At 64.2% G+C, this 26,027-nt stretch carries 24 protein-coding genes; 17 read left to right on the top strand and 7 right to left on the bottom strand.

The genetic code is table 11. From position 1 onward, the window contains the following. Positions 1–151 precede the first annotated feature (151 nt). Together LOM8899_RS13990 and LOM8899_RS13985 are read left to right on the top strand one after the other, a co-directional pair. Entirely contained in the window at positions 152–1,600 is a 1,449-nt protein-coding gene (locus LOM8899_RS13990; protein WP_093992841.1) for a TrkH family potassium uptake protein, read from the top strand. Next, positions 1,600–3,186, top strand: a complete 1,587-nt coding sequence (locus tag LOM8899_RS13985; RefSeq protein WP_093992840.1) for a thiamine pyrophosphate-binding protein — start codon at positions 1,600–1,602, stop codon at positions 3,184–3,186. Before LOM8899_RS13990 ends, LOM8899_RS13985 begins: the two co-directional genes overlap by 1 nt. Before the next feature lie 186 nt (positions 3,187–3,372). Here LOM8899_RS13985 and LOM8899_RS13980 read toward each other — a convergent pair whose 3' ends face one another. Then, complete coding sequence (locus tag LOM8899_RS13980; RefSeq protein WP_306456535.1) at positions 3,373–5,160, bottom strand: trypsin-like peptidase domain-containing protein; 1,788 nt, start codon at positions 5,158–5,160, stop codon at positions 3,373–3,375. Positions 5,161–5,328: 168 nt separating this feature from the next. Here LOM8899_RS13980 and LOM8899_RS13975 point away from each other — a divergent pair, with 168 nt between their 5' ends. The 8 genes from LOM8899_RS13975 to glmM all read left to right on the top strand — a co-directional run bounded on the left by LOM8899_RS13975 (position 5,329) and on the right by glmM (position 15,800). Beyond that, positions 5,329–6,249 carry a glycine--tRNA ligase subunit alpha gene (locus tag LOM8899_RS13975; protein WP_093993011.1) on the top strand — a complete coding sequence of 307 codons (921 nt, stop codon included), beginning with the start codon at positions 5,329–5,331 and terminating at the stop codon, positions 6,247–6,249. Positions 6,250–6,278: 29 nt separating this feature from the next. Next, positions 6,279–6,776, top strand: a complete 498-nt coding sequence (locus LOM8899_RS13970; RefSeq protein ID WP_245820541.1) for a DUF6446 family protein — start codon at positions 6,279–6,281, stop codon at positions 6,774–6,776. After that, positions 6,776–9,025, top strand: coding sequence for a glycine--tRNA ligase subunit beta (gene glyS, locus LOM8899_RS13965; protein WP_093992838.1), 2,250 nt, complete (start codon positions 6,776–6,778; stop codon positions 9,023–9,025). The genes LOM8899_RS13970 and glyS overlap by 1 nt, the downstream gene beginning before the upstream one ends. Positions 9,026–9,150: 125 nt before the next feature. After that, a complete protein-coding gene (locus LOM8899_RS13960) occupies positions 9,151–11,658 on the top strand; it encodes a putative PEP-binding protein (protein WP_093992837.1) in 2,508 nt (835 codons plus the stop codon). A 189-nt stretch (positions 11,659–11,847) separates the two neighbouring features. After that, a complete protein-coding gene (locus tag LOM8899_RS13955; RefSeq protein WP_245820540.1) occupies positions 11,848–12,504 on the top strand; it encodes a cell wall hydrolase in 657 nt (218 codons plus the stop codon). A gap of 87 nt (positions 12,505–12,591) precedes the next feature. Then, a complete protein-coding gene (locus LOM8899_RS13950) occupies positions 12,592–13,497 on the top strand; it encodes a dihydroneopterin aldolase (RefSeq protein ID WP_093992836.1) in 906 nt (301 codons plus the stop codon). After that, entirely contained in the window at positions 13,494–14,441 is a 948-nt protein-coding gene (gene folP, locus LOM8899_RS13945) for a dihydropteroate synthase (RefSeq protein WP_093992835.1), read from the top strand. The genes LOM8899_RS13950 and folP overlap by 4 nt, the downstream gene beginning before the upstream one ends. 15 nt (positions 14,442–14,456) lie before the next feature. Then, the gene (gene glmM, locus LOM8899_RS13940) at positions 14,457–15,800 is read left to right on the top strand and encodes a phosphoglucosamine mutase (RefSeq protein WP_093992834.1); all 1,344 of its coding nucleotides are present in this window, start codon (positions 14,457–14,459) and stop codon (positions 15,798–15,800) included. Here the strand turns inward: glmM and LOM8899_RS13935 are convergent. Together LOM8899_RS13935 and ilvC are read right to left on the bottom strand one after the other, a co-directional pair. Continuing rightward, positions 15,797–16,705, bottom strand: coding sequence for a DMT family transporter (locus LOM8899_RS13935; protein ID WP_093992833.1), 909 nt, complete (start codon positions 16,703–16,705; stop codon positions 15,797–15,799). The two genes, glmM and LOM8899_RS13935, sit on opposite strands and share 4 nt — an antisense overlap. A 378-nt stretch (positions 16,706–17,083) precedes the next feature. Then, positions 17,084–18,106, bottom strand: a complete 1,023-nt coding sequence (gene ilvC / locus LOM8899_RS13930) for a ketol-acid reductoisomerase (protein WP_093992832.1) — start codon at positions 18,104–18,106, stop codon at positions 17,084–17,086. 134 nt (positions 18,107–18,240) lie between these two features. On the opposite strand from ilvC, the gene LOM8899_RS13925 reads away from it, so the two are divergent. The 5 genes from LOM8899_RS13925 to LOM8899_RS13905 all read left to right on the top strand — a co-directional run bounded on the left by LOM8899_RS13925 (position 18,241) and on the right by LOM8899_RS13905 (position 22,148). Then, positions 18,241–18,696, top strand: coding sequence for an Lrp/AsnC family transcriptional regulator (locus LOM8899_RS13925; RefSeq protein WP_093993009.1), 456 nt, complete (start codon positions 18,241–18,243; stop codon positions 18,694–18,696). Further along, positions 18,693–19,148, top strand: a complete 456-nt coding sequence (locus LOM8899_RS13920) for an Lrp/AsnC family transcriptional regulator (protein WP_093992831.1) — start codon at positions 18,693–18,695, stop codon at positions 19,146–19,148. The genes LOM8899_RS13925 and LOM8899_RS13920 overlap by 4 nt, the downstream gene beginning before the upstream one ends. A gap of 68 nt (positions 19,149–19,216) precedes the next feature. Then, the gene (locus LOM8899_RS13915) at positions 19,217–19,945 is read left to right on the top strand and encodes a GGDEF domain-containing protein (protein ID WP_093992830.1); all 729 of its coding nucleotides are present in this window, start codon (positions 19,217–19,219) and stop codon (positions 19,943–19,945) included. 237 nt (positions 19,946–20,182) lie between these two features. Further along, positions 20,183–20,956, top strand: a complete 774-nt coding sequence (locus LOM8899_RS13910) for a GGDEF domain-containing protein (protein ID WP_093992829.1) — start codon at positions 20,183–20,185, stop codon at positions 20,954–20,956. Positions 20,957–21,011: 55 nt separating this feature from the next. Further along, positions 21,012–22,148 carry an aminotransferase class V-fold PLP-dependent enzyme gene (locus tag LOM8899_RS13905; protein ID WP_093993008.1) on the top strand — a complete coding sequence of 379 codons (1,137 nt, stop codon included), beginning with the start codon at positions 21,012–21,014 and terminating at the stop codon, positions 22,146–22,148. 1 nt (position 22,149) lies between these two features. Here the strand turns inward: LOM8899_RS13905 and LOM8899_RS13900 are convergent, their stop codons facing one another. From LOM8899_RS13900 to LOM8899_RS13890, 3 genes are read right to left on the bottom strand one after another with little or no spacing between them, the layout of a single operon-like run. Continuing rightward, a complete protein-coding gene (locus LOM8899_RS13900) occupies positions 22,150–22,845 on the bottom strand; it encodes an EI24 domain-containing protein (protein ID WP_093992828.1) in 696 nt (231 codons plus the stop codon). After that, positions 22,842–23,420 (bottom strand): nitroreductase family protein, encoded by a 579-nt coding sequence (locus LOM8899_RS13895; RefSeq protein WP_093992827.1) that lies wholly within the window; start codon positions 23,418–23,420, stop codon positions 22,842–22,844. Before LOM8899_RS13895 ends, LOM8899_RS13900 begins: the two co-directional genes overlap by 4 nt. A gap of 36 nt (positions 23,421–23,456) precedes the next feature. Beyond that, entirely contained in the window at positions 23,457–24,560 is a 1,104-nt protein-coding gene (locus LOM8899_RS13890; RefSeq protein WP_093993007.1) for a histone deacetylase-like amidohydrolase, read from the bottom strand. A gap of 88 nt (positions 24,561–24,648) precedes the next feature. On the opposite strand from LOM8899_RS13890, the gene LOM8899_RS13885 reads away from it, so the two are divergent. Further along, on the top strand, positions 24,649–24,900 hold the full coding sequence (locus tag LOM8899_RS13885) for a DUF167 domain-containing protein (protein ID WP_211096204.1): 252 nt from the start codon (positions 24,649–24,651) through the stop codon (positions 24,898–24,900). On the opposite strand, the gene LOM8899_RS13880 is transcribed toward LOM8899_RS13885, so the two are convergent. Further along, entirely contained in the window at positions 24,897–25,136 is a 240-nt protein-coding gene (locus LOM8899_RS13880; protein ID WP_093992826.1) for a DUF8831 family protein, read from the bottom strand. The two genes, LOM8899_RS13885 and LOM8899_RS13880, sit on opposite strands and share 4 nt — an antisense overlap. Before the next feature lie 151 nt (positions 25,137–25,287). On the opposite strand from LOM8899_RS13880, the gene LOM8899_RS13875 reads away from it, so the two are divergent. Beyond that, a complete protein-coding gene (locus LOM8899_RS13875; RefSeq protein ID WP_370739354.1) occupies positions 25,288–26,025 on the top strand; it encodes a M48 family metallopeptidase in 738 nt (245 codons plus the stop codon). Positions 26,026–26,027 lie beyond the last annotated feature (2 nt).

Raw genomic sequence — 26,027 nt, 5'->3', positions numbered from 1 at the left:
CAGGTTGCTGTTTCTGATAGTGACACAATCTGCCCCGATTGTGGCGCGAAGACGGAGCTTTCGTGTCTTGGCGTGCCCGAAGCGCAAAGATGCGCCAAGAGGGCCATAACGGGCCTTGACTTGGGCTGCGGGGCAAGCCAACGCTCGGCCCATGCTGGACGTGCGACCCGTGGGATATGTGATCGGCCTCTTGGTGGCGACCCTCGGTCTGACCATGCTGGGGCCACTTGTGGCCGATCTGGCCGCCGGCAACGGGCATTGGCCCGCGTTTCTGGAAAGCGCCGCAATCACCATCATGACCGGCACGCTGATCGCGATGGCTTGTGCCAACGGCGTGCAATCGGGGCTGACGCTCAAGCAGACCTTCCTGCTCACCTCCTCGGTCTGGATCGCGCTGCCGGCCTTCGGGGCGCTGCCGTTTATCCTCGGGGCGACCGACTCCAACCTGACCGACGCCTTCTTCGAGGCGATGTCGGGGATCACCACCACCGGGGCGACGGTGCTGACGGGGCTGGACGACCTGCCGCAGGGCATGCTGCTCTGGCGGGGGATCCTGCAATGGCTGGGCGGGATCGGCATCATCGTCATGGCGATGGTGTTCCTGCCCGAACTCAAGGTCGGCGGGATGCAGGTATTCCGATCCGAAGCCTTTGAGACGATGGGAAAGATCCTGCCACGGGCGGCCGAGATCGCCTCGCGGATCTCGGTGATCTACGTGACGCTGACGGTCTGCTGCGCACTGGCCTACACGGCCACCGGGATGACGCCCTTCGACGCATCGGTCCACGCGATGACGACGATCTCGACGGGCGGGTTCGCCAACTCCGACGCCTCCTTCGGGGCCTACGGGGCCGGGGCGCACTATGTGGGAACACTGTTCATGTTCCTCGCGGCGCTTCCCTTCGTGCGCTACGTGCAGATGCTGGGGGGGAGCCACATGCCGCTGCTGCGGGACGCGCAGGTGCGGGCCTTTGCCATGACCATCGTGGTCTGCGTGCTGGCGATCTCGTTCTCGCTGGCCAACACGATCCACGGCTTCTCCGAAATCGCCTTCCGCGAGGCGCTGTTCAACGTCGTCTCGATCATGTCGGGGACGGGCTATGCCAGCGCCGACTACATGCTCTGGGGGCCGTTCTGCGTGGCGATGTTCTTCTTCATCGGGCTGATCGGGGGCTGTGCGGGCTCTACCGCCTGCTCGGTCAAGGTGTTCCGCTACCAGATCCTCTTCGCCTCCATTGGGGCGCAGGTGCGGCAGTTGCACTCGCCGTCGGGGATCTTTCAGCCGCGATATGAGGGCCGGGTGGTCAGCGGCGACGTCATGAATTCCGTGATGGCCTTCTTCGTGGTGTTCATCGTCTCGGTGGGGATCGTGTCGGTGCTGCTCAGCCTCACCGGACTCGATTTCATCACCAGCGTGTCCGGGGCGGCGACGGCTCTGGCCAACGTCGGGCCGGGCCTCGGCACCGAAATCGGACCGGCAGGCAATTTCGCCGGGCTGAACGACACGGCCAAATGGATCCTCAGCATCTCGATGTTCGTGGGCCGCTTGGAAATGATGGTCGTCCTCGTCCTGATCACCGCAAGATTCTGGAGGTCGTGATGACCCGAGAGACCCGCCCCTTGGGCGCTCAAATCAGCCATATGCTCAAGGACCGAGGCGTCGAGGTGATCTTTGGGGTGCCCGGCGTGCATAACCAAGAGATGTATCGCGGCATCGAAGAAGCAGGGCTGCGCCACGTCCTGTCGCGGCACGAGCAAGGGGCCGGGTTCATGGCCGATGGCTATGCCCGGGCCACCGGGAAAACCGGGGTGTGCTATGTGATTTCAGGGCCGGGCCTATGTAACATCATGACCCCGATGGGGCAGGCCTATTCGGATTCCGTGTCGATGCTGGTGATCTCGTCCTGCCTCGACGAAACCTCCGCGACGCGCGGGCAACTTCACCAGATGCGCGATCAGGAGGGGGCGGCAAGAACCGTCTGCGACTGGTCCGAGACCGCGCGAACGGCGGATGCGGCCTATCACCTGATCGACCGGGCCTTGGGCGAATTTGAGACCGGGCGCGCGCGGCCCAAGCACCTCACCGTGCCGATCAAGGCGCTGGAAGGCCAAGCCCCGCAGGGGTGGTCCGCGGACCGGACTCTGCCCGCCAACCTGAACACCCCCGTCGAGGGGGCGCTCAGGCTCTTTGCCGAGGCGCTGGGTGCCGCGCGACGGCCCGTGTTCATCCTTGGGGGCGGAGCCGCCGCCGCGGCCGAGGCAATCCGCCCGGTGCTGAAAAAGGCGCAGGCCGCGTCCTTCGTGACCTACGCCGGACGCGGCATCGTCAATGACGATCCGCTGCACTTCGGCGCTCTGCTGGCACGGGGCGACAGCGCCGAGGTTCTGGCCTCCGCCGATCTGCTGATCTCCGTCGGCACCGACCTGTCCGAAGTCGACCTCTGGCGGACAAAGACAGGGGCCACCTGCCGCCACATCCGGATCAACATCGACGGCGAAATTCTCGCGCGGCGCTCGGGCGAGGATGTCTCCATCGCCTGTGATGCCGGATTGTTCTTTGCCAGCCTCGCCCCCTTCGTGGCAGAGGGAAACACCGATTGGACCGCCGCCGAGGTCAGCCAGTTCACCGCCCGAATGCGGGCGCAGATCGACGCCGAGCGGCCCGGGATCGGGCGGGTCGCCGACGCGCTCCGTGCGGCGATCCCGGCGGACACGATGATCTATTCCGACATGACCCAGTTTGCCTACGCGGCGAAAGAGATCTGGCCGATGGACCGTCCCGGCCATTGGCACCACCCTTACGGCTTCGGCACGCTGGGCTACGCGCTGCCTGCGGCCATCGGCGGGGCGGTGGCGCGGCCGGGGCAGCCCACGATGGCCATCGCAGGCGACTACGGATTTCAATACACGATCCAGGAATTGGGCACCGCCGTCGAGCTTGGCCTGCCGCTGCCGATCATCCTGTGGGACAACGGCAAACTCGGAGAGATCGAGGCCGGGATGATCCGCGCCCAGATCGCGCCCAACGCCGTGGTGCAGCGCAACCCCGATTTCTGCAAACTGGCCGAGGCCTATGGCGCGCGCGCCGAACAGCCCGCCGACCTCGCCGCCCTGGCCGATGCGGTGCAGCGGGCCTTCACCGCCGAGGTGCCGACCCTGATCCGGGTCACGCCCGATATCGGGTAGGGGATTGGTAAGGTCGGTTCCCGCCGGCCTTACGATGCGCGCGGTCGCTTAAAGCGGGGGCGCGCGAAAATGACACCTCCGCAATACCGACGGGATACCGACGGCAGACCGAGTGCGGTTTCGCCTGCTCTTGCAGGCGTTAACCTATGATTCGCCGTGGTTGGGGCGGTTGCGGCTATACCGACGCTATTCCCAGCAGCTGACCAGCACGGTGATGTCACCCGCCTCGCGGGTCAGCATTTCCGGAGTCGTTGCCTGCACCGAGGCGGTCGTGCGATACCCGATGCCCGCCGCATCCAGCGACGCCATGATCTCATCGGCATCGACAGAATAGCTGACCTCGGGCGGCAAGACCTGCCCACTGCGGGCCTCCTTGGGCATCAACATCCCCAAAACAGCGCCGCCATTGTCGAGCACCGGACCGCCCGCATCGCCCTCTTGGGCCATGATTTCAAGGCGTTTGACCTCTTCTTCGCCGTTCAGCCCACGAATGTCGGCCAACGTGCCGAAGGTCACCGCAGGCGAGGCCAGAAGCCCGCCGTAGGGATAACCCGCGACCGCGACAGCCGCCTGCAAACGCGGAACGCCGGTCTGGAAGGCTGCGACATCCAATGGTGCGATGCGGTCCTGAGAGCGCAGCACCGCCAGCCCGAGATCGGCGTCGGTATGGACCACATCGGCCACATGCGCCCCGTCGATGATCACCTCGCCGCAACCCGACACGGCCTCTAGCGTGGTCAGCACCGTCCCACGATCGTCGATGTAGAAACCGGACCGTGATAACAATGGCTTACGGACAGCAAGGCCCGACACCAGATCCACCGCCTGCTCCTCACCGGGGGTGGCGAGACCGGGGTCGAGAACCCCGTCGATCCGCGTGAACGAAGCCTGCATCTCGGCCAGAACACGGCCCCTGCGTTCGCTGTCTCCGGCGGGCCAGATCAGGGCATAACCCTTGATCTCACCGTTCTCGAGGCTGGCAGTGATAAAGCTGTGCCGCTCGCCGTCGATCCCCTCCAGCGTAAAGCTGGAATTGCGCCGCTCGCGCGGACCTTCAGGGGGGATAACCTCAAGTGTTTGCAGGATTTCATACAGACCAAAGAGCCTGTCCTGATCGCCCGGTTGGCTGATCAAAAGGACAGTGGCGTCGATGTCTCCGGTGGCTTCGAACCGTGCGAAAGGCGGGGCATAGGCGGCAAAGGCGACCACGCCTGTGGGGATCTGCATCTCGATGCCGGTAGCCTCATCGCGCACCAGTTGAAGGTCCATTCCGTCCAGCACCGCGTTGTAGGCGTCGATGAGAACCCGACGCTGGAGCGTCGTCAGCACGCCGGTGGGCTCGAAGTTGTTGGCGGCTTGCCAATCCGACATCGCCCCCCGCGTCCCGCGCCCGAAGGAGCCGTCAATCGCAGCGGTATAGAACCCGGCCCATTGCAGCGCGATCTGCAAGAGCTCTTTCTCAGAACGATCGAGCTCGGCCTCGCTCTGACGGGCCTCGCGCACCGTCTCGTCCGGCTGCGCGATCACGACAACCTCTTGTTCCGGCGTGCTAACTTCGTCTGCCGAGGCAAGGGTCGAAACGTCGACGTCCGGCGTCTCTGCGGTGCCGGGCAGGGGCTGCGGCGTGGTGGCCGCGCCCACTCCGATAGGCCAGAACTGTGTGCGGAATTGACCGCCGTCCACGATATAGCTGTCAGACGGGATCGTCCGGTTCCGGCGAAGCTGGGTCAGCAGGGTCTGGGCATCGGCGGAACTGTATGGCCCCAGCGCGACGGCATACCAGCCAGAGCCCAACGCATAGCCGTTCACATTCTCCAGCTCACTCGCATAGGCCCGCGCACGGTCCGTTGCACGAGACAGAGTGGGCTGGGCCTCGACCTGCACCCAAACGCCATTTTCCTGTGCCCAACCTGCACCCGTAAAGAACGCCGAGAGCATCAACCCTCCAAGCGCCCGCCGCAATCCCTGTCTCACCACGCTGTCATCCCGCAAGAAATCAATATCAGCGGCGAACTTAGCAGGATTTCACCTTGGCGCAGCAGTAAAAATTCCGTGCTCGACGGGAATCCTCTTGCCGTGGCGCAATTGACCCGGACCGCCCCCCGCAATATGGAGCGTTGGCAATCAAACCAAGGTATCCGCATGTCCGACGCGCCGCGCAGCTTTCAAGAGATCATCCTCAGGCTTCAGTCCTACTGGGCGGCTCGCGGTTGCGCTGTCCTTCAGCCTTACGACATGGAGGTCGGCGCGGGGACGTTCCACCCGGCGACGACGCTTCGTGCCTTGGGCACAAAGGCCTGGGCCGCGGCCTATGTGCAGCCTTCGCGTCGACCGACGGATGGGCGCTACGGTGAAAACCCGAACCGTTTGCAGCACTATTACCAATATCAGGTGATCATCAAACCGTCGCCGCCGGACCTGCAAGACCTCTACCTCGGATCGCTCAAGGCCATCGGGATCGATGCCGCGATGCACGACATCCGCTTTGTCGAGGACGATTGGGAAAGCCCGACGCTCGGCGCTTGGGGCCTTGGCTGGGAGGTCTGGTGTGACGGCATGGAGGTGAGCCAGTTCACCTATTTCCAGCAGGTCGGCGGGCACGACTGCCACCCGGTCTCGGGCGAGCTGACCTACGGGTTGGAGCGTCTGGCGATGTATGTGCTGGGCGTCGATCACGTCATGGAGATGCCGTTCAACGATCCGCAATCTCCGATCCCGCTGAAATACGGCGACGTGTTCCGGCAGACCGAGGAAGAATACTCGCGCCACAACTTCGATGCGGCCAGCACCGAGGCGCTTTTGCGGCATTTTGAGGATGCCGAGGCGGAATGCGCCCGGCTTCTCGACGCGCCGGCAGAAGACCCAAAGACCGGCAAGCGCATCATCATGGCCCACCCGGCCTATGACCAGTGCATCAAGGCCAGCCACCTGTTCAACCTGCTCGACGCGCGGGGTGTTATCTCCGTGACCGAGCGGCAGGCCTATATCGGGCGGGTTCGGGCGCTGGCCAAGGCCTGTGCGGATGCCTTCGTGCAGACCGAAGCCGGCGGGTGGGCCGCGTGACGGGCCGCATCATCATCGTGGGAATGATCATGAGTGCATTGATCGCGGGCGCCGCCCTCTACTATTTCCAGATCTACGCCTTCTACACCGAGGTGACCTCTGACGATGTTGGAAATGTGCAATTGGTCAACGTGGTTACTAGGGCGCCTGAGCCGATCCTGTTCGAAAACTTCGAGGCAATCGATAGCGACAGCTCGCCCGTCCGGTTCCGGGCCTGCTTTGACACGCCGTTGAGCCAGGCCATGCTCACCGAGACTTTCGTCACCTACGACGCCGCCGAACCGCTCGTCGCTCCCGGTTGGTTCGACTGCTTCGATGCCCAGCAGATCGGCGAGGCGCTGGAGACCGGCGAAGCTATCGCGTTTCTGGGCACCGAGAACATCACTTATGGGATCGACCGCGTCGTCGCCGTCATGCCCAACGGTCGGGCATATGCCTGGCACCAGATCAATTCATGTGGCGAGGTCGTCTTTGACGGCAACCCGGCCCCAGAGGGCTGCCCGCCCGCACCTGAAAGGCTCCAGTAATGCCCGATCTTCTTATCGAGCTGTTTTCAGAGGAAATTCCCGCCCGGATGCAGGTCAAGGCGGCTGAGGATTTGCGCCGTCTAGTCACTGACGGTCTGGTCGAAGCCGGGCTGACCTATGCCGGCGCGGCTGCGTTTTCGACCCCGCGTCGACTGGTGTTGTCCGTCAACGGCCTTCTGGCCGAGAGCAAACCCGTGCGCGAGGAACGCAAAGGCCCCAAGGCCGACGCGCCGGAAAAGGCCATCGAAGGATTTCTGCGCTCCACGGGTTTGACGCGTGACCAACTGGTTGAACGCGAGGACAAGAAGGGCACGATCCTCTTTGCCGTGATCGAGAAACCGGGCCGCACGGCCGCCGAGATCGTCGCCGAAGTGCTGGAAAAGGCGATCCGCACCTTCCCGTGGCCGAAATCCATGCGCTGGGGCGCCGGGTCGCTCCGCTGGGTGCGTCCGCTGCATTCCATTCTGTGCATCCTGTCCGACGAGGCAGGGGCCGAGGTCGTTCCGCTCGAGATCGACGGCATCACCGCAGGCAAGACCACGCAGGGCCACCGCTTCATGGCGCCTGCCCAAATCGCAGTAAGCGGCTTCGAGGACTACGAGGCCAAGCTCAAGCGTGCGTTTGTGGTGCTCCGCGCCGAGGAGCGGGCCGAGTTGATCTGGCACGACGCCACCAATCAAGCCTTTGCCCAAGGGCTGGAGGTCGTCGAGGATCGCGGGCTTCTGGCCGAGGTCGCCGGGTTGGTCGAATGGCCCGTCGTGCTGATGGGGCCGATCGGCGAAGCGTTTCTGGATCTCCCGCCCGAGGTCTTGCAGACCTCGATGAAAGAGCACCAGAAATTCTTCTCGGTGCGCAACCCCAAAACCGGCCGGATCGAGCGGTTTGTCACCGTGGCCAACATCGAGACGGCGGACAACGGCGCCACCATTTTGGCGGGCAACGGCAAGGTTTTGTCGGCCCGTCTGTCGGATGCAAAGTTCTTTTGGGAGAACGACTTGCGCACCGTGGCTGATGAGGGCTTGACCGGCATGGCCGAAGGGCTGGCCAACGTGACCTTCCACAACAAGCTGGGAAGCCAAGCCGACCGGATCGCCCGGATTGCGGCACTGGCTGCCGAGATCGCCCAGCGGGTCGGGGCCGACCCGGACGAGGCGCGGAAGGCGGCAGAGGTGGCCAAGGCCGATCTGCAATCCGAGATGGTCGGCGAATTCCCCGATCTTCAGGGGCTTATGGGCCGCTATTATGCCAAAGCCGCAGGTCTGTCCGACGCAGTCGCCGCCGCCTGCCAAGAGCACTACTCGCCGCTCGGCCCATCCGACGACGTGCCCGCCGCCCCGGTGTCGGTTGCCGTGGCGCTGGCCGACAAGATCGACACGCTGACCGGGTTCTGGGTCATCAACGAGAAGCCGACGGGGTCGAAGGATCCGTTTGCGCTGCGGCGGGCAGGTTTGGGGGTGATCAGGCTGGTGCTGGACAACAGAGTGCGTTTCAATTTGCTCAAGCAATTGGACTCAGGAGAGGCTGGTCATTATTGGGACTTGGCAGGTCGAGCCGGCCACGAAATAGAAGCAGATGAAGAAAGAGCTGCGAAAATCCTCGGGGTACCCCATGCAGACTTTTCGACGATTCGAAGTGAGATGCGATCTCGATACGACGAAAAGGAGCAATCTCAGCGATTAGCGGAGCTATTTGACATACCGGCTGCGAGCATAGTTGGGTTTGTTCCCGATCTCCTCACCTTCCTCCACGACCGCCTCAAGGTCTTCCTCAAAGACCAAGGCATCCCGCATGATGTCATCGACGCCTGCCTTGCCATGCCCGGCAATGACGACCTGACGCTGCTCGTGAAGCGGGCCGAGGCGTTGGCGGCGTTCCTGAAAACCGACGACGGGGAAAACCTGCTGCAAGGGTTCAAGCGGGCCAACAACATCCTCAGCCAAGCCGAAGAGAAGGACGGGGTAGAATATTCTTACGGAGCCGATCCGAAATGGGCCGAGATGGACGAGGAAAAGGCGCTGTTCACCGCGCTCGATGCGGCCGAGGCGGCGATCAAGCCCGCGATGGAGCAAGAGGACTTCGCCGCGGCAATGACCGCTATGGCGGCGCTGCGGGCGCCGATTGATGCCTTCTTTACCGCGGTGCAGGTCAATGCCGAGAATTCGGTCCTGCGTCGGAACAGGCTCAATCTGCTCAGCCGGATTCGCACTATCTGTCTCAGCGTGGCGGACCTGACGAAGTTGGATGGCTAGAGCGCCTGTCAACTTTGCTTTACCCATTGAGGGTCTATGCGTATGCTGCGCTTGAATACAAAGGTGCCGCAGTGCAGCAACACGCCAGAATCCAACCCGTCACTCTGATCACACCCACAGCATCCATGTCTGCGGGTGTCCACGGCGGGCGGGCGAAATGCCTGCAACGGCTGATCCGGCTGGAAATGCCGGTTCCCGTGACTGTGGCGCTGTCTTTCGATGCGGTCCACAATGTCGGCTGCGGTCGGATGCCGGATATGGCGGAAATTCTGGGTCATTTCGGCCCGATGCCGCTCTTGTCGGTGCGGCCGTCGAGCCAAGATCCCGATTGGGGCGGGCCGGGGGCGATCCTCAATATCGGCATGTCGGATCTCTGCCACGCCGATTTGTGCGAGCGGATCGGCGAAGGCCCCGCAACGGCGCTGTATTTGCGATTTGTCCAGTCCTACGCCGTTCACGTGGCCCGGCTCGATCCGGATGCTTTCGATTTGCCCGATACGGCGGATGCCACAGAGCTGAAGGCGGCGCTCAGAGCCGCGTTGGAGGCCTACGAGGCAGAGACGGACGAGCCCTTTCCACAGGATGTCTCGGTGCAATTGTCCGAAGTGCTGCGCTCTATGGCGCGGGCTTGGACCGGCACGACGGCCCGCCTGTTGCGCGAGGCGAAGGGCGCGCCGGCCGATGCGGGGCTCGGTCTCGTGGTACAGGCGATGGCGCTTGGCGTTGGCCCGGGCGATTGCGGCTCGGGCGTGATCCAGTATGTGAACGCGCTCACCGGTCAGCCGCAGGTGACGGGGCGTTATCTCAGCCAGAGCCAGGGCCGCGACGCTTTGACCGCCGGCGAACGGGCGATGTATCTCAAACGCGATCCGCGCGGACCGTCGCTGGAGGAATCCTGCCCCGAAGCCTGGGCCGATCTGATCCGGTTCGGCGAGATGTCCCGCCGCAGGCTCCGTGAAGAAATGCAGATCGAATTTACGCTGCATGAAGGCAAGCTCAGCATACTGGATGCCGTTTGTGTGCAGCGGTCCTCGCGGGCCACGGTGCGCATTGCCGTGGCGCTTGCCGAGGATGGCATCATCCCGCGCGAAGAGGCGTTGATGCGTGTCGCGCCCTCGGCCCTGTCGGAGTTACTACACCGGCAAGTGGACCCGGGCGCACCCCGCGACCGGTTGGTCAAAGGGATTGCGGCCAGTCCGGGGGCGGCCACGGGCCGCATCGTGTTGACGGCCGAGGCCGCCCAATCGAGTGCGGCGCGCGGTGAGGCGTGTATTCTCGTCCGCCGCGAGACCACGCCCGAAGATATCCGCGGGATGCATGCCGCCGAGGGTGTCGTCACCATGCGCGGCGGTATCACCAGCCATGCGGCTGTGATCGGGCGGGGCTTGGGTCTGCCGTGCGTGGTGGGCGCGAATGATCTTGTGATTGACCGCAAGCGCAAGCAGATCAAGATCCCCGGTGGCCGGACGCTGGCCGAAGGCGACGTGATCACCGTCGATGGGTCCAGTGGCGACGTGCTTGCCGGCGAGCCGGCCATGCTCGAAGCCGCTCTCGACGTCGGGTTTCAGACCCTTCTCGGCTGGGCTGACGAATTTCGCGACATCGGTGTGCGGGCCAATGCCGATACACCCGCCGACGCCCGATCCGCCCGCACCTTTGCCGCCGAAGGTATCGGATTGTGCCGCACCGAGCACATGTTCTTCGAGGGCGATCGCATCGGGCTGATGCGTGAGATGATCTTTGCCGACAGCGCCAAGGAACGGCGCACAGTGCTCGATCGTCTGATGCCGATGCAGCGCGGCGATTTCACCGCCCTGTTCGAGATCATGGCGGGGAAGCCTGTTTGCATTCGGCTCTTTGATCCGCCGCTCCACGAATTCCTGCCCCATGACAAAGCAGGGATGCGCGATCTGGCCGAGGGGCTGGCACTGCCGCTCTCCGACGTGACGGCGCGGGTCGAGGCCCTGGCCGAATACAATCCCATGCTGGGGCTGCGCGGTGTCCGGCTTGGCATCACCGTGCCGGAAATCTACGAGATGCAGGCTCGCGCGATCTTTCAGGCGGCCGTCGCGGTAAGCCGGCGGGGCGATCCCGTCGTTCCCGAGATCATGATCCCGCTGGTCAGCGCGATGCGCGAAGTCGAACTCGTGAAGGTCCGGGTCGATGCCGTCGCGGCGGCAGTGCGCGGCGAGACCGGCGTCGATTTCGAATACCGTTTGGGTGTGATGGTCGAGACGCCCCGTGCGGCATTGCGGGCCGAGGATATTGCGCAGCACGCATCATTCCTGTCGTTCGGCACGAACGACCTGACCCAGATGACCTATGGCCTGTCCCGTGACGATGCCGGACGTTTCATGTCTGCCTACGTGCAACAAGGCGTGTATCCCGAGGATCCGTTTCACACGCTTGACGTCGAAGGCGTAGGCGAACTGCTCAAGATGGGCGCTCAAAGGGGGCGTGCAGGGCGGCCGGATGTGACCTTGTCGATCTGCGGAGAGCATGGTGGGAGCCGCGCGGCGATCGAATTTTGCCGGGAACAGGGCTTCGATTATGTGTCCTGCTCTCCATTCCGTGTTCCGGCTGCGCGGCTTTCCGCCGCCCAATTGGCGATCGGAGACGCTTCCAAAGCGTAGATTTGGTATTGGCTTTGGGGGCTAATACTATGTGTTGATTTGACATTTCGCGTTTTGCGGCAGTTTATCCACAGGCTGCCCTAGCGTCCGGGCGCTGCGGTAGACTCATCGGACAAAATCTCCTAGGCACCACGAGCCTGCGCAGGGCTTTACTGCGTGGAACGTCGGGACGATGAAATGATCCGGTTAATGAAATCTGTCGCTGCAGCTGCGATTGCGCTGACTGCCGCTACGAATGTTGCGCATGCCGACGAAGTTTTGGCAAGCCGTTTGGGTGCTCTTCTTGGTCAAGAACGCCAAGCTCTGAATATTGTTCCATCCGCTCGGATGGCAGCACTGACCTCTCCTCCTCCTGCTGCGCTTCGCAATGTGCCGACTGCGCCGGGAACAATCCAGTACGATGACCAATTCCTCGCCTCATTGCCAGTCGCTGGCGGTGGCGCCGAATGGGAATGCCTCGCCGAGGCACTCTATTTCGAAGCCCGGGGCGAATCCGTTCGCGGCTTGTTTGCCGTTGGTGAAGTGATCCTGAACCGCGTGGACAGCGGGATGTATCCCGGAAGCGTTTGCGGCGTTGTCCATCAGGGCACCGGTCGTCGCTATGCTTGCCAGTTCACCTATACCTGCGACGGCAATTCGGACGTCATCCACGAGCGGGCCGCCTACAACCGTGTGGGCAAAGTGGCGCGTTTGCTGATCGATGGCGCGGACCGCGGCCTGACCGATGGCGCGACCCACTATCACACACGCGCTGTGAGCCCATCCTGGGCGCGTCGGTTCCCGATGACCGCTCAGATCGGGTCGCACCTGTTCTACCGTCAGGGGTCGCGCACTGCGTCGAACTAGGTCGCTGGCTGCCGGTTGATTGCCGTCTTTGTCAAAGCGGTATAGGGCGGGCGCGATACTTTGCCCTGACCATTTCGGACGGCTGCCATGACTGACGACATCCATCTCGCCTTTGCCCATCCGGGCGAACGGGCAGCGGCCACCTCGCGCGAGGGGACGCCTCTCGACCGAATATCGCTTCGTGATCATATCGTCGAAGCCGACATCGGGGCATTCCAGCAAGAGCGCGGTCTGATCCAACGATTGCGCTTTAACGTGGTGGTCGAGGTGGCGCTGCTGACCGCTCCGGTCGACGACGACGTGGACCGGATCCTGAGCTATGACAGGGTGACCGAGGCCATCGAAGCGGCCTTGGCCGAAGATCGTCTGAACCTGCTGGAAACGCTGGCGGAACGTGTCGCACTCGGGATTCTGGCCGCCCCGCAGGCCATGCGAACCTTTGTGCGCATCGAGAAACTGGACCGCGGTCCGGGGGCTTTGGGCGTCGAGATTGTCCGCAGCCGGGATGCCGCAGAGCCGAACCCGGCTCAGGCGAGCGTGCCGCACCCACTGGTGGTGTATCTTTCAAACGACGCGATCGCGGCACCGGACCTTTCCACACGTCTCGACCAGCTTGCCGCCGATGGCGTGCCTCTGGTGCTGTGCGTCGGTGCCGCCGATTGCCCGGCCCCCCAGACCAGCATCGCCATGGCGCAGCGCCGTATCGACCTGCTTGCCATCGAACAAAATGCGTGGGTCTTGGCGGGGCGCGACAAGCGTTGCATCGTCGTCGGCACCCGGACCGAGCTTGATTGGGCGATGCGACATGGTCAGATCAGCGTCTGGGCCCCGTCCAAGATCGTGCTCGACGCCGTTGACGGGCCGTCGGCCAGCCCGAGCGACGCGCTGGCCCTAGTGGCATGGTTCGCCAAACAGATGGGCGCTGTCGAACTTCGCGTGATCGGCGCGGAGGGGCCGGACGCGGAGGTTCCTGTTCGCATCGAATCCCTATGATCGTCGCAAGGTCCGGCATCAGGTCTGCCACGAGCTTGCCTCTGGCAGGCAGCAAGGCCGTCTGGTTCGAGCCGGACCAGAGCCAGAGCACCGAAGATCATGCTCGCCAATCCTCCGTTCGGGCGCCCCTCTGTGGCCTCACACTAGACCGGCCCCGCATCATGGGCATCCTCAACGTCACCCCGGACAGCTTTTCCGACGGTGGCACGCTGGATGGCGTGATGGCGGCGGTCGAACGGGCTCGGCGGATGGCGCAATCCGCCGATATTCTTGATATCGGCGGTGAAAGCACGCGCCCCGGCGCGGCATTTGTGCCGGTGTCCGAGGAGATCCGCCGCACCGTCCCTGTGATCCGAGCGATCCGCGAGGCCGGGATCACCACCCCCATCTCGATCGACACCCGCAAGGCCGCCGTGGCCGATGCTGCTTTGCAAGCGGGGGCGGATATCGTCAACGACGTGTCGGGCCTGCTCTTTGATCCAGAAATGGCGGCCTGCGTCGCGCAGGCGGGTGCGCCTGTGTGCATCATGCACGCAAAAGGCACGCCCGAGACGATGCAGAACAAACCCCACTATGACGACGTTTTGGCCGAGGTGATCGACCATCTGGGCGCGCAGATCGAAGCGGCCCTGTCCGCGGGCATCGCCAAGGACCGGATCATCACTGATCCGGGCATCGGTTTCGGTAAAACTCTCCAACACAATGTGACACTCCTGCGCGGCCTTGCAGAGTTGCATGATCTGGGATGCCCAATTTTATTGGGCGCATCGCGCAAGGGCTTCATCGGCACCATCGGCGGGGCGGAGGTCCCGAGCGAAAGATCGCCGGGTTCTGTGGCGGTTGCGCTACATGGCGTGTCGCAAGGGGTGCAGATATTGCGGGTTCATGATACGGCAGACACCAAACAGGCGCTAAGCCTGTATATGGCAATTGTCGAACAGTGACCGGGGCACTCCATCATGACACGCAAATTATTCGGCACAGACGGGGTGCGTGGCACCGCCAACATGTGGCCGATGACCGCCGATATGGCGCTCAAGATCGGGGCGGCTGCCGGCCGCTATTTCCGTAACGACGGCTCGAACGGGCACCGTGTCGTCATCGGCAAGGACACCCGATTGTCCGGCTACATGTTTGAGAACGCCCTGACGGCCGGTCTGACCTCGACGGGGATGAACGTCCTTCTGCTTGGCCCCGTGCCGACCCCTGCCGTTGGTTTGCTGACCACCTCGATGCGGGCCGATCTGGGCATCATGATCAGCGCCAGCCATAACCCGCACCATGACAATGGGATCAAGTTCTTTGGCCCCGACGGTTTCAAGCTGTCGGACGCGGCTGAGGCCGAGATCGAAGCCTTGATCATGAACGAGATCGAGCCTGCGCAGGCCGTGAACATCGGCCGCGCCAAGCGGATCGACGATGGTCGGTTCCGCTATGCCGAGCGGCTGAAATCGACTTTCCCACCGGGTTTGCGCCTTGATGGGATCAAGGTGGTCATCGATTGCGCCAATGGGGCCGCCTACAAGGTCGCGCCGGAGATTCTGTGGGAGCTCGGGGCCACGGTGATCCCGGTCGGGACCAGCCCGAACGGCTTTAACATCAACGACGGTTGCGGTTCGACCAACACCCGTGCCGCGGCGGAGACTGTGGTCAGCCACGGTGCCGATCTGGGCATCTGCCTCGACGGCGATGCCGACCGCTTGATGATTCTCGATGAGAACGGCCAAGTCGCCGACGGCGACCAGCTTATGGCTCTGATGGCGGCACAGTGGGCCGCGGCGGACCGGCTGCGTGGCGGCACCTTGGTGGCGACCGTCATGTCAAACCTCGGACTGGAAAATTTCCTCAACGACAAAGGCTTGCGCCTTGAGCGCACGAATGTCGGTGACCGCTACGTCGTCGAGGCGATGCGCGCGGGCGGCTGGAACCTTGGGGGCGAGCAGTCCGGTCATATCGTGATGACCGACTATGCGACCACCGGCGACGGCCTCTTGGCCGGGTTGCAGTTTCTGGCCGCGATGATCGAGACCGGCAAGCCTGCGAGCATGTTGACCAAGCAGTTCGAGAAAGTGCCGCAGCTGCTCAAGAATGTGCGCTATGAGCTGGGCCACCAGCCGCTGGAGGCGCCGACGGTGATCGGAGCGATTGCCGAAGGCGAGGCCCGTCTCAATGGGCAGGGCAGGCTGCTGATCCGCAAGTCGGGGACCGAGCCGTTGATCCGTGTGATGGCCGAATGCACCGACGAGGGCCTGCTGAATACGGTCGTGAACGACATCGTTGCCGCCGTGGAGAGCGCCGCCTAAGCCCTTGAAATGCTTCGCACCATGCGCAGCAGGCTGCCCGATTGGCTGATTGCCATGCCGGTCATGATGAGCCCGAGGGCGACGAAGAACCGCCACGGCAGATCCTCGTTCAGGACCGCCCAGCCAAAGAAGACCGACCAGAGCGGCACCTGGTAGTTCACCAGTGTCATGAAGACCGAACCGGCGCTGCGGATGACCACCGTCCGCAGCAGCGATGCCAGCGCGGTTGGCACGAAGCCGAGCACCAGTATCGCAAGGCCCGCGGTGCCGCCTTGCCATTGCGGGACGCCTTCGAAGACCAGCATGGCGGGCATCAGCACCAGCGAGCCCACGATCAGCGTGAGCGCCGACAGCGCCACCGGATCGACGGGTGGACACCGCCGGGTGAGCACCGACGAAATCGCATAGGCGGCCGAGGCCAAGAGGCAGGCGAGCTGGCCCAAAGGCTCCCACCCCGTGCCGATCCGCAGCACGCCGGGGCCGATCAGCACCAGCGCCCCGATGAAGCCGACGATGACGCCTATGCTTTTGAGGGCGTTCAGTTTTTCGTCGGCGAACACATGCGCCAGAGGCAGCACGAACAGCGGCAAAGCCGCCATCGAGATCCCCGCGAAGGCCGAGGGCACATATTGTTGCCCCCAGCTCAGCAGGGCAAAGGGCACGGCCGAGTTGAGCAGCCCGATCACGACCACATGTGGCAGCACGTTGTTGCCGGGCAGCGGCCGCTTCAGCGCCACCATGACGGCCAGCAATGCGATCGCTCCGAGCGTCGTCCGCGCGCAGGCGACGGTGAGTGGCCCGTAACCCGTGAGCGCGACCGAAACGACCATGAAGGTGCCGCCCCAGATCATCCCCAAAGCGCCGATGGAAGCCCAGTTGGCGGCTGTCGGCTGCGGCGTGCTCATGGCGTCGCGGAGGTGTTGAAATGGGCGGCGTTAACCAATGCACGAATCACGAAAAAGCCCTTTCGGTATGACGTCGGTGTCCCGTCGGTATGGCGTCGGTGTCAATTTCGGCATTTGTGCCGAGCCGAACGGGTTAACACAAGGGGCGTTGCCGGTCGGAAATCCGCCGATCCGATCACGTTTCGCCCGGATCGTGGGCCGCGTGGGATGGTCGGGGGCGACGCGCTGGTGCTGACCGAGGCGGAGCGCTTTCCCGGCCGCCCTGAGCGCGGACGGCGGCTGTCGGATGCCTCCGGCGGCCGTATTTTGGGCCAAAAGAAGCGGGCGGCGTCAGGCCGGACGTGACCCACCGCCCGGAAGCGGTGGGTCGATCGCGGATTAGTTCTTGGCTTTGTCGACCATGCGGCCGGCGGAGATCCACGGCATCATGCCGCGCAGCTTCTCGCCCACTTGTTCGATCTGGTGCTCGTCGTTCAGGCGACGGGTCGCCTTGAACATCGGCTGGCCGACGGCGTTTTCCTGCATGAAGTCACGCACGAACTTGCCGGTCTGGATGTCGGAGAGGACCTCTTTCATCCGGGCCTTGGTCTCGGCGTAGGGCAGGATGCGCGGGCCGGAGACGTATTCGCCGTACTCGGCGGTGTTGGAGATCGAGTAGTTCATGTTGGCGATGCCGCCTTCGTAGATCAGGTCCACGATCAGCTTCACCTCGTGCAGACACTCGAAATAGGCCATTTCGGGCTCGTAGCCGGCCTCGACCAGCGTCTCGAAGCCCATGCGGATCAGCTCGACCAGACCGCCGCAGAGCACGGCCTGCTCACCGAAGAGGTCGGTTTCGCATTCCTGACGGAAGTTTGTCTCGATGATGCCGGAGCGGCCGCCACCGATGGCGGAGCAATAGCTGAGGCCGATTTCCATTGCCTTGCCCGAGGCGTCCTGATCGACGGCCACGAGGCAGGGCACGCCGCCGCCCTTGGTGTATTCGCCGCGCACGGTGTGGCCGGGGCCTTTGGGGGCCATCATGATCACGTCGACGCCGGGCTTCGGCTCGATCAGGCCGAAGTGCACGTTGAGACCGTGGGCGAAGGCCATGGCGGCACCGTCGCGCAGGTTGTCGTGGACGTATTTCTTGTAGGTCTCGGCCTGAAGCTCGTCGGGCATGGTGAACATGATCAGGTCGCACCAGGCGGCGGCTTCTGCGATGCCCATGACCTTGAGCCCTTCGCCTTCGGCCTTTTTGGCCGACGGGGAGCCTTCGCGCAGGGCGACGACGAGGTTCTTGGCGCCGCTGTCGCGCAGGTTGAGGGCGTGGGCGTGGCCCTGGCTGCCGTAGCCGAGGATCGCGACCTTCATGTCCTTGATCAGGTTCACGTCGCAATCGCGGTCATAGTAAACGCGCATGATGAGATTCCTTTGCGGGTTGAGATTGCGCCCGTCTATGACGCAGGTTTTGCCCCTTGGCCAGCGCTGGTGACATGAGTTTTTTGGCCAAGATGAAGTTGTCATGCGTCTTTGCCTGGATTAGTGATGATTTCATGCTTGATGATGTGGATCGACGATTGTTGCGTGTCTGGCAGGCTGAACCGAGCCTGACGGTGGCCGAATTGGCGGAGCGCTGTGCCGTGTCGCCCTTGAAGGCCGCCCGCCGGGTGGCCCGTCTGGAGGAGACCGGCGTGATCCTTGGCCGCCATGCGGTGATCGACTGGCGCGTCCTTGGATATGCGGTGTCGGTGTCGTTGCGGGTGACGCTGGACAAGACGCAGGGCCGCGCCTTTGACGAATTCATCGACGCCGCCCGCGGGATCGCCGAGGTGATCGAGATACAGACCTTTCTGGGGCAGGTGGATGTGCGTCTGTCGGTGATTGCCCGCGATATGGATCATTATCAGCAGATATACCGCGATCATGTGCTGGCCCTGCCGCATATTGCCGACATCGAGGCGTTGATGACCGTCTCGACGGTGCAGGTCCGCGAGGGCCTGCCGTTGTGACCGAGTGGGACGAGATCGACCGCGCCCTGTGCCGGGCGCTGGCGGCGGATGCCAGCCAGTCCGCCGCCAGCCTCGGGGCGCAGGTAGGCCTGAGCCAGCCTGCCGCCTGGCGCCGCATTCGACGTCTACGCGACGCGGGCATTCTGAGCGGCACAAGGCTGGCACTGGATGCGCAGGCTTTGGGGTTTGGCGTGACGGTGTTTCTGGGCATCAAGCTGGCCACCAAGGGCCGCGTCAGTCTGGAGGATTTCGAGCGCGCGGTGACGGCGATCCCGGAGGTGCAACTGGTGGAGCTTGTTCTTGGTCTTTATGATTATCGGCTGCGGGTCGTGGCCCGCGATCTGGCCGATTTCGAGCGCGTTCTGCGCCGCCGGATCATGACCTTGCCGGGGGTCGGCAACGTCGAGGCCAATGTCTTGCTGAGCGAGGAACGCCGGCCGGGGCCGATGTAGCCCTGAGCCATTAACCTTCTGGTGACGACTGCTGTGATCTACTGTCCGCACCAGACGAAAGGCTTTCGATGATCCGATCAACCTCACACGCGCTTCTCGTGTCGCTTTGCGTGTTCATGGGGTGCAATATCGGGATCGACCTGATGGCTCTCGTCGTGTTCGAGCGGGAGATGTGGCGGCCGGTGGTGCTGTTCATTCTGGGCGTCTCGGTTTTCGTGGGCGCACCGATGACCCTGATCATGACGCTGAGCATGATGCGCAGCACGAAACTGACCGAGGAATTGCAGATACTGCTGAACCGCGACCGGCTGACCGATGCGGCGACGCGGCACTTTTTCTTTGAACGGATGGAGGCGGAGCCGAATGCGCGCGGCGTGGTGCTGATGATCGATATCGATCATTTCAAGTCGATCAACGACGCCTATGGCCATCTGGCGGGAGATTCGGTGATCCGGTCCGTGGCTCAGGTCCTGAGCGGGGTGGCCGCGCCCGACGATATCGTGTGCCGCTTTGGCGGGGAGGAATTCCTGATCTTTCTGAATGCCCGCGGCCGGGACGACGGCCTGGCCATCGCGGAACGGATGCGTCTGGAGGTGGAGCGGAACACCTTCGATATCGCGGGAAAGATCGCAGGCGAGACCGTGACGGTGACCGTCTCGATCGGCGGGGCGCTGAAAACGGATGCGATCGAGATCAACCGCGCGATCGCGGATGCGGATGCGGCGCTCTATCGGGCCAAGGCCGCAGGCCGGAATGCGACGCTCTTCGCGCCGTTGCTGGAGAGCCAGGCGGCCTGATCCGGGCGGCATGGTGGGCCGCACGTCCCCGGCACATGTGCGGCAGGGTGGGCCGCGCGTCCCTGGCGCATGTGCGACAGGGTGCGCCACACCTCACCGGCGCATGCGCGGCAGCGCGGTATTAAGGATACATCTTATTCGATTTTGACGTGATTAATGCTTTCATTGCCCCGCTGACTTGCCGCATTCATGGCAATGTAAACGAGTAATGCGTCATTCTGGTTTGAAATAGCTCTCATGGACGTAGAGGAAAAATACGATCGCCTGCTGGCGCGGAACCGACGACAGGCGTGGATCTGGTCGGCGGTGGTGATCGTCTTTGCCATGGCTCTGGCATCCGCGCTGACGTTCGTCTTCTATCCGGCCGAGCTCGTGCCCTTCATCGTCTGGCGCACCCCGTGGATCGCTCTGCTGGTCGCGACGCCGCTGGTGTTCCTCTACAGCAAGCTGCTGCTGCGCAATTTCGAGCTGGCGATGACGCTCAAGAGGCTGGTCGAGAGGGATCGCCTGACAGATGTGGCCACGCGCGACTATTTCTTTGCCCGCATGGACGCGGCGCCGAGGCTGTGCGGCGTCTGTCTGATGATCGATATCGATCACTTCAAGTCGGTCAACGACAATCACGGCCATATTCTTGGCGATGCGGTGATCCGGGAGGTGGCCTCGGTCCTCGACGCGGAGTGCCGTTCGGAGGATATCGTTTGCCGCTATGGCGGAGAGGAATTCGTGATCTTTCTCAATGGTCTGGGCCCGGCGCAGGGCTGGGAGGCCGCCGAACGGATGCGCCGACGGGTCGCGCAGGCGCCGTTGCGGATCGACGACACGGCGTTGCAGGTCACCCTGTCTGTCGGGGCGGCGCTGAAGCATGGCAATACCGACATCATGGCCGCGATCTCGGCCGCCGATGCATCGCTTTACCGCGCCAAGGCCGCGGGCCGCAACCGGACGGTGACGACTTGGCACCCGCAGCCGGAGTCGCTTCGACCGGTGGCGGGGGCCGCGTCCAGTTAGGCTTTGATTTCGCCGGTCTGTCGTCCTATGCCGGGGGCAACAGATGGAGGACAATATGGACGGCACGCAAGCAAATCGCACACCCGTGGACCCCGATGGTCTGATGGAATTCTCGGTGGTCTTCACCGACCGCTCGCTCAACAGCATGAGCCAGTCGTTTCAGGCCGTGATGCGCGACATTTCGTCGATGCTCAAGGAAGTCTATTCGGCCGATCACGTCGCGGTGGTCCCCGGTGGCGGCACCTATGCGATGGAGGCCGTGGCCCGCCAGTTGGGCGGCAATGCCCATGCCCTGGTGGTCCGCAACGGCTGGTTTTCCTATCGCTGGAGCCAGATTTTCGACGCCGGCCAGTTCACCGCACAGACGACCGTGGTCAAGGCCCGTCCGACCGGCAATGCCCCGCAGGCCGCCTATGCCCCGGCCCCGATTGAGGACGTGGTCGCCGCGATCCGCGAGGCCAAGCCCGATGTGGTCTTTGCCCCGCATGTGGAGACCAGCGCGGGCATCATGCTCCCCGACGAGTATGTCACGGCGCTGGCCGCTGCCGCCCATGAGGTTGGCGCGTTGATGGTCCTCGATTGCATCGCAAGCGGTTGCATCTGGGTGGATATGAAGGCCACCGGCGTCGACGTGCTGATCAGCGCCCCGCAGAAGGGCTGGTCGTCGACCCCCTCTGCCGGTCTGGTGATGATGTCGGATCGCGCCCGCGAGCGGGTGGAGGCGACGGCGTCGAACTCCTTTGCGATGGACCTCAAGAAGTGGCTCGGCATCATGAAGACCTATGAGGGTGGCGCCCATGCCTATCATGCCACGATGCCCACCGATGGCCTCGCCGCGTTTCGCGATACCATGGCCGAGACCCGCGACTATGGTTTTGCCAAGCTGAAGGCCGCGCAGGCCGATCTCGGCGCGCAGATCCGTGCCTTGATGGCCGAGAAGGGCGTCAAATCCGTCGCTGCCAAGGGCTTTGAGGCGCCGAGCGTCGTGGTCAGCTATACCGACAATCCAGACGTGAAGACCGGCAAGGCCTTTGCCGAGCAGGGGATGCAGATTGCCGCGGGCGTTCCGCTGCAGGTGGACGAGCCCGAGGGGTTTTCCACCTTCCGCGTCGGCCTCTTTGGCCTCGACAAGCTCTATGACGTGCCCGGCACTGTCGCCCGGTTCAAGTCGGTGTTCGACAAGGTGATGTGATCTAGCGGCTGGTCCCGGCGAGGCGGTGGTAGATGTGCGTGAACGTCGCCGCCCCCAGAACCGGGATCAGCAGATTGACCAGCGGGATCGCCAGCGGCAGCGCCATCAGGCACCCCGCCATCCAGATCGTTCCCCGGTGCTTTTGCCGGAGTTCCTTGGCCCCCTCGCGTCCTTCGCGCCGCATGGCGGCGATCTGGAAGTATTCCCGCCCCAGCAGGAAGCCGTTCAGTCCGAAGAAGATCAGCGGCGCGATGAACGGAAAGAACACGTAGAGCGCCAGCGCGAGGATGTTCGCCCCGATCAGCACGCCGAGGAAATTCACGGTGTCCCGTGCCGCGTCCCAGAACGAAACCGCGGGCGGTTTGGGCAGGTGCGGGTAGTATTCGTCCTCGACGGCGTTAGCCACATCGTCGAGGAACATGGAGGTGATCGCCGAGGCGACCGGGATCATCAGGAACATCGAAAGGAACAGCATCACGAAGAGCGACCCCCATGACAGCAGGTCGCCCAGCCAGGTGATCGGCCCGACGCCGGGGATCTGGAAGCTGCCCGGATCGATCGCTTCGATCAGCCAGAGCAGCCCGGCGTAGCACCCCACCAGCAGGGCGATGGACAGCGCCACCCCGAGCCAGAGCACCCGCCGGAAGCGCGGATCGGAAAGCTGCATCACCGCCTTGCCGAATGCGGAGAAGATCATGCGGAGACCCAGGTGGTGATCGCGTCCAGATCGGGCCGCGGCCGTTCGGGCGGCGGGTTGGTCTCGGTGCCGATGTGGATCAGCCCGGCTACGGTTTCATGTGCGGCCAGCCCCAGCCCGTCTTCGATGAAGGTCCGGTCGTGGCTCGCCCAGCCCGAAAGCCAGTTCGCCCCCCAGCCTGCCGCCAGTGCGGCATTGAGCAGCGCGAGGCAGACCGCGCCGGCGGAATAGACCTGTTCGATTTCGGGGATCTTGGGGCTGGGTTTCGGCGAGCAGATGACCGCCACCGCCAGATCGGCCGTGCCGTATTGCGCGACCGCTTTCATCACCCTGTCGGCGTCGATGCCCAATGCCTCGGCCCGCGCCGGGATCATCTCGCCAAGCCGTGCAAGCGCCTGTTTTTCCAGCACGATGAACCGCCAAGGCTCCAGCTTGCCGTGATCGGGGCTGCGCGCCGCGGCGGTGAGCAGCGGGATCAGCTCGTCCCGCGAGGGAACCGGTGTGGTCAACGTCTTGGACGGGCGCGACCGCCGGGTGAGCAGGAAGTCGAGGGCGGCGGGGTTGGGTGTGGGCATCGTGGTCTCCGGAGGTTTGGTTGCCCCTACATAGGGTCAGCTGAGCAGCTGTTCCATGTGTGTCAGCCGATCTTGCACAAAAGCGTCGAAATCCGCACCCGGTTGCCGCGCCGCAAAGGTGCTGGCCAGCGGATCCGGGGCGTCGATGCTGCTGCCCGCCATTTCGGCCAGCACGGCATGCCCGCAGAACGGCACGTAGGTTTCCGAATAGCCGCCTTCGTGGACCATGACGAGCCGCCCGTTGCAGACCTCGTCCGCCAGCGCCATGACCTGTGCCGTCATCGCCCGGAAGGTCTCGACCGTGGCCAGCATCCGCCCCAACGGGTCGTTCAGCGCCGCGTCGTAGCCGCAGGCGACGATCACCACGTCGGGCTGAAACCGCCGGATCGCGGGCAGGGCGAGTTGCTCCATCGCGGCGAGGTAGCTCGCGTGCCCGGTGCCGGAGGGCAGGGGGATGTTGAGGTTGGCCCCGACGCCCGCGCCGGTGCCCCGGTCTTCGAAATGCCCGGTGTCGAGCGGAAAGTTCCGCTCTTGGTGCAGCGAGACGGTCAGCACGTCGGGATCGTCGTAGAAGATCGCCTCGGTCCCGTTGCCGTGGTGCACGTCCCAGTCGAGCACGGCGACCCTTTGCGCCAGCCCCGCCGCCTGCGCGGACCGGATCGCGATGGCGATATTGGCGAGCATGCAGAACCCCTGCGGCGTGTCGGCCGTGCAGTGATGCCCCGGCGGCCGCGACAGGGCGTAGGCGTTGCGCAGTTGCCCGTCGAGCACCGCCTTCAGCGCGCCGGTCGCCAGCCCCGCCGAGGTGGCCGCGATCTCGAAGCTGCCCGGACCGAAGGGCGCCCGCAGCCCCAATTCGCCGCCTTTGCCGTCGGACAGGCTCTTGAATTCGGTCAGGTAACTTTGCGGGTGGACGCGGGACAGGTCGTCCCACGTCGCGGCGGGCGCACCCGTCATCTGCAATTCGGCGCTGAGCCCGGTGACGTCGATCAGGTTCTTGAGCCGCCGCTTGGTTTCGGGATTTTCCGGCAGGCCGCCGCTGCTGGCCGGTTGCACCAGCCCGCCCACGGGCATCATGCCTGCGTAGCTGCCGCCAGAGTGCCAGAAGCACCGCTCGTCCCAGAAGAATCCCGTGCGCATTTTCGCCCCCATGCTGATCCGCCGCAGAATGGGCCGCGCCGGCCGGGGCTGCAAGAGTGCTCGCCCCGTGCTAAGCGGACGTGTGACCATGCCCGACCTGACCCATTTGGCCCTGCCCGGTGCGACCATCCCGGTCCGTGCCACGCCGAAGGCCGCCCGCGACCGGATCGTGCTGACCGATACCGACGAGATCCGCGTCTATGTGACCACGGTGCCCGAGGGCGGCAAGGCGACGAAGGCAATCCAGCGCCTGCTGGCCAAGGCTATGGGCGTGGCCCCCGGACGCCTGACCCTGATCCGCGGCGCGGCGCATCGCGACAAGCTGTTCCGGCTGGATTAATCCTTGGTGTCGGACACCTGATACATGCCTTCCGGCAGATCGAGGGCGGCGGCCAGATCGCGTGCCTGTGCCAGCGACAGGGTGATCCGCACCACCTCGTCGGTGCGCGGGTCCAACTGCTCCAGCGTGACGCAATCCTCGAAGGCGCAGACGGTCACGTCCTCTTGCAGGGGCGCTTTGCCCTGATCCACAAGGGTGATGACGGTGGCGTCGAAATCGTGCTCGATCGTAAACATATCCTCAATCTAGGCGGCGGGGCCGACAATGAAAAGGGCCGCTCGGCCGCCCCGGCGCAAGAATTGCCCCGATCACGAGAACGCCACTGGCCGGACGTGATGTGCCGTTGTAAATTGCGGGTCACGTTCAGATCGAAGGATAGCTCCGAGAATGATGTTGCGTCGTTGCCTTGCCGTTTTTGCCGTGGTTGCCGGACTGGCCGGCTGTGCGTCGCCGGTCCCTCAGACGGCCGAGCCGACCGCCGCCCCGATCCCCGATCCCATCGCCGGCATCGCGACGACCGCCGCAGCCCGATCCGCCGCGCGCAGCTTTGTCTCGGTCGTCGAGACGGTGGAGCCGGTGGCGGAATCGGAGTGCCGCGCCCGTTCGCAGGGGCTGAACTGCGATTTCCGCATCGTGGTGGACGACACCCCCGGCCAGCAGCCCAACGCCTTTCAGACCCTCGATGCCGATGGCCGCCCGATCATCGCCTTTACCCTGTCGCTGTTGACCGAAGTGCGCAACGAGGACGAACTGGCGTTCATCATGGCCCATGAGGCCGCCCATCACGTGGCCGGCCATCTGGCCCGGCAACAGCAGAACGCGGTGCGCGGGGCGGTGATCTTTGGCCGACTGGCCACGGTGTCGGGCCGGGCCACCCCGGCCGGAGTGGAAACCGCCCGCCAGTTGGGCGCGGTGGTCGGCTCGCGCCGCTACAGTCAGGATTTCGAGCTGGAGGCCGATGCGTTGGGCACCGTGATCGCGGCCCGCGCGGGCTTTGACCCGGTGCGCGGGGCGGAGTTCTTTTTCCGTTTGCCCGATCCCGGTGACCGCTTTCTGGGCACGCACCCGCCGAATGCCGCCCGCGTCGCCATCGTCCAGCAAACCGCCGCCGAGCTGGGCCTCTAGCG

Origin of the sequence: Flavimaricola marinus (genome assembly GCF_900184895.1) — a bacterium.
Classification (GTDB): domain Bacteria; phylum Pseudomonadota; class Alphaproteobacteria; order Rhodobacterales; family Rhodobacteraceae; genus Flavimaricola; species Flavimaricola marinus.
The sequence above is the reverse complement of the archived record's forward strand: the minus strand, read 5'-3'. Positions and strand labels throughout refer to the sequence as shown.